Below are 3,834 nucleotides of genomic sequence, written 5' to 3' on the forward strand. Positions count from 1 at the left end.
CGAATGTGTTTTTACATATATTAAAGGAATTGGGCAGAAAAAGTAGAGGGTTTAGAAGAATTTAATATATTCTCTGGACAGGCAAAACTACATTTTCGGCTAAAGCTGCTCGCCTCCGGCTGTGGAAACGTGACACCAAAATACGCTTTTTGCGTGAAAGCACGTGGAACAGAGGCGTCCCCTGAAGCAAGACTGGTGGTCAGACTTGCCCCGTGGACATTCTGATTCGCGTCAAAACACGCGCAAATGTGGCCCAATGGTCGACCCAAGGGCGTCAGCATTGCCTCAAAGCAGCAGCCCGAAATGCATTTGCAGGTCACATCACACGGAAAGATGCCGTAGCGAATCATGGCCGACTGCTTGCCCTTCCTTGGTTTAGCTCGTTCTGCATCAAATCACACAAGTTATGGCACGGCGATTGGCTCGAGAGCGCCGATGTGGCCCACAGGCAATATCTCAAAGTTGCCCTTTCTGGTCAAACACACAGAACACGATCATGGGGAAGGGAACAGGTTTGCCTGCTGTTCCTTCAGCCTTCCGAATTCTTGTCGAATTCCGCAGAACTGTGGCCCAGGTTGCTCTTTCTAGTATGCAAGCGGCGTCCCAAGGCAGCCGGTGCGATGGCTGGGAAGACCCCCCTAGCCAGTGGGCTGTGGTCCAAGGGCTGGCTCGTGAAGCAGCTGCCGCCATGAAGCATGGAGACGAAGCCGGGGCTGCCTCCGCCATTGATGTCCTGCTCGGTCACCCCTTGCCGCTGGAGCACGTTCGTGTGGGGGGTCGAACACTCTTGGCCGAGGCGGTCCGATGGGATTGCCGTGAGATTGTGGCGGCCCTCCTTGACCATGGCGCAGACCCAAATGCCTCCGACGCATCGGGCATGGCGCCGTTGCATTGGGCGGCCATGACAGGCAAGCTGGGCCTCATGCACCAGCTCCTCGAATGGGCGGCCTGCCCCCAGACCAAGGACAGCGCAGGGATTACACCGTTACAGAAGGCCACGTTGACGGCGCCGCCTGCTTCTCTGGGCGGCGCTCGTGAGATGTTGCTGCTTGCGGGCGCCGGGAGCCAAGGAGCCAGCGGCTCTGAGCTGGCTCAGCGGCTGGCCGCCGACGCGTATGATTCGGCCTACCTTTCGCGCATCCGTGCGGAGGGGGCTGTGCCACCAGCAAACGGGGTAGCTGCTAATGTCCCGTAGACTACCGATGAACCCCTTGCGCGTGAGCCCGAGAAAAAATGAGGGCGAACATAAGGCATGTTTGGTTTTGCTTGGCGCAAGATCTCTTGCTGTGCCTGCTCCTTCGGCTCCTGTGGCCTTTGCGCAGCTCAAGCAAACATGCCTGCAGGACGCCTTGTGCCCTCGCCCTCTTGTCGCTGCCTGGCTTTGACCAGGGCCGGCAAGCAGTGCGGCATCACTTCTACGTCGCAGCTGCTAGACTCTTCGGGCCACCTGGCTGCGGCCCCGCTCCTGCGCGGAGGTTCGCGATGCGCTTTTCACGCCAGGTGGTTCTGCGCCACTCCGGCGGCGACAGAAGACTTGGTCACTCCGCCCCTGGTGGTATACATAGATCTGGAAACGACAGGTCTTTCATTGGGTAGCGACGAGATCGTGGAGATTGGGGCTTTGGCTGATGGCTCTCTGGCGACGTTCTCCACGGTCGTCCGGCCCGTAGCCTTGCCAGCCGATACCGGCGTCCACGGCATCTCGCCGGCCGAGCTGCTGCAAGGCCCAGCCTTTCCGGAAGCCTTCGACCGTATGGCCGAGTTTCTCGTCAGGCTGGCGGCTGCAGCTTCTACGAGCGAGGACAGCAGCTCGTCGGACGAGTCCTGGCCGGAGCCGCCGCGGCTCCGTTCGACTCCTCCCCGCATCTTGCTGGCCGCCCACAACGGCCTCCGATTCGACTTCGGCTTCATTATGTCCATGTGCTGGCGGTCAAGCATGCCCAGGCCTGCCCTCGGAGATTGGCTCTACGTAGACACTCTGGACGTCCTGCGGGCCACCGATGCATCGGGGGCTTGCTTCAAGCTGCAATGTCAACGGATTAGCCGTGGCGTGCTGGTGGAGGCACGAGCCCATCGAGCCTTGGACGACTGCATGGCGTTGGCTTGTGCGAATCTGAGGGCGCAGCAGGGGCCCGCCGACCTTGCAGGAAGCCCGTGTAGCCAGTGCCGGCTAGCCAGTCAAAAAAACAACGCGACGTTTTCAATCGTCGCTGCGTCTCTCGTGCTTCCTCCGAGCCCGAAAGCTTCAGTCTATGTCCTGCGTCGCCAACGGGTCTGGGCAACCTTTCGGCCCAAGCGTTTCCCGACCCTGTCCACGTCGGGGCCATATGGCCGTGTTGCCTCGCGGGCCCAGGCTTGCCCTCTGCCGCCTGCCGCTGGAAATCAGGAGCTGCATCGCCGGCTTTCTGGCCCCCCGGCTGCGGATTGCCTGCGTGCACCCCCTGGCACGAATGATCCGGGAGCTTGCCTTTCGAGTGCGGCTCCCGCGACGCCTCGTGGTCTTTCTGCGGTGCGAGCACCAGCTTTGGATGGCGGCCGGCGCCCGGGCGACGGCTCGGCCCCCGGTGATGTGGCCAGGCAGGCATCGGGGAGTGGCTCGGCGGGCGCCTAGGAATTGCGCCGCTTTTTGCTGAGCTGCGACAGGACAAAGACGAGCCAGAGCAGCAAGCCTCCAGGAGACCGGGCGCCGGCCTAAAAGCAAAGAAGCCTGCGTGCACTGGGCGCGTTCGTCGGGGGGCCTTTTTGGATACGCTGCATCCCTCTGGCCCCCTTGGGCTCGAAGCTATCTAGGGGCGGGCCCGTGGTAGAAGCGTCGGGGAGCGATGTCGTGCGCAGATCTGGCTGCCGGCCCCCTGGCGACCGAGCCTCTTGCAGAAGCGCCAGCCCATCCGGGCAAGAGGCCTCGCTTCGGCCCCCCGGTCAAGCGCCTGCCGCCGGCTGTGCCGCGGGCCTCCCAGGTCGTTGTCCAGGCTGGAGGGGCCCTGGAGGCCGTGCCCATGCCGGAGGAGATCAGGGCCAAGCTATCACCGGGCTCGCCCCTTGTTCTTGGTCTAGATGTGGTCACCAACGATTGGACACCCGGGGCGGCCGAGAAAGGTTTGATCGGAGAGCACGGCCACTATCAGCTGTGCCGGCCTTGTGACCTGGAGGCCCGCGTGGTGCAGATTACCTGGATGATCCGAAACGAAGCGGGCGCGGCAGCAGCAGCCAGGGTCGTCAAGCCGAATGGCTGGACCATCTCCGAGAAGGCCTTTCGCTACCATGGCATCTCGCAGGAGGCAGCTGAGGAGAAGGGCTCTGAGCTGGCTGCTTCACTCCGGTACTTCATGCGAGATGTCCGTGCAGTCTGCGACGCCGGCGGCTGCCTTGTAGCCCATCATCTTGGGTTCCACGCCGGCCTCCTCTTTCGAGAAATGCAGCGTGCAGGCCTCGACGCTGACGCCCGCGATTGGAGCCGGCTGGTTCGTGTGCATGGCTTCTGCACCATGTGCCCCCAGCTAGGGAAATGGCACGCCCAGTGCCTCGGACGGGACGCAGGGACGGAGATGACCATGAACGTGTCCAAGCTGAAGGATTTGGTGGCGTGGCTGTTGCCTGAGCTGCCAGCCCCTGTGCCCTGGGCTGGCAAGGCCCAGACCCATGCGGACGTATACGTTGCTCTGCTGAAGCGGGCCGGCGGCTTGTGGAAGGCTTAGGTGGTGCCGGCGGGGGCCTTGGGTAGAGCCCAGAATAGCGACAATAGATGTCTGCGGGCCGGTCTTCCAAAAAGGTGTCCGTTTCGAATGTGTTTTTACATATATTAAAGGAATTGGGCAGAAAAAGTAGAGGGTTTAG

Annotated in this window: 3 protein-coding genes; all 3 read left to right on the plus strand. The window is 61.9% G+C overall.

The genetic code is table 11. The features are described 5' to 3' along the window. Positions 1–688 precede the first annotated feature (688 nt). The 3 genes from ABWP84_RS18270 (at position 689) to ABWP84_RS18280 (ending at position 3,695) form a co-directional block, all read left to right on the plus strand. Positions 689–1,195, plus strand: a complete 507-nt coding sequence (locus ABWP84_RS18270) for an ankyrin repeat domain-containing protein (protein WP_353213454.1) — start codon at positions 689–691, stop codon at positions 1,193–1,195. A 138-nt stretch (positions 1,196–1,333) separates the two neighbouring features. Next, positions 1,334–2,611, plus strand: a complete 1,278-nt coding sequence (locus ABWP84_RS18275) for a 3'-5' exonuclease (RefSeq protein WP_353213455.1) — start codon at positions 1,334–1,336, stop codon at positions 2,609–2,611. Between the two features lie 385 nt (positions 2,612–2,996). After that, on the plus strand, positions 2,997–3,695 hold the full coding sequence (locus ABWP84_RS18280; RefSeq protein ID WP_353213456.1) for a hypothetical protein: 699 nt from the start codon (positions 2,997–2,999) through the stop codon (positions 3,693–3,695). Positions 3,696–3,834: the final 139 nt, after the last annotated feature.

This window comes from Rhodovarius sp. (genome assembly GCF_040399605.1).
GTDB lineage: Bacteria > Pseudomonadota > Alphaproteobacteria > Acetobacterales > Acetobacteraceae > Rhodovarius > Rhodovarius crocodyli_A.

What these genes read in the sequence shown, in the direction of transcription:
- ABWP84_RS18270 (WP_353213454.1), top strand. Translation starts at nt 689, where the DNA reads ATGAAGCATGGAGACGAAGCCGGGGCTGCCTCCGCCATTGATGTCCTG.
- ABWP84_RS18275 (WP_353213455.1), top strand. Translation starts at nt 1,334, where the DNA reads ATGCCTGCAGGACGCCTTGTGCCCTCGCCCTCTTGTCGCTGCCTGGCT.
- ABWP84_RS18280 (WP_353213456.1), top strand. Translation starts at nt 2,997, where the DNA reads ATGCCGGAGGAGATCAGGGCCAAGCTATCACCGGGCTCGCCCCTTGTT.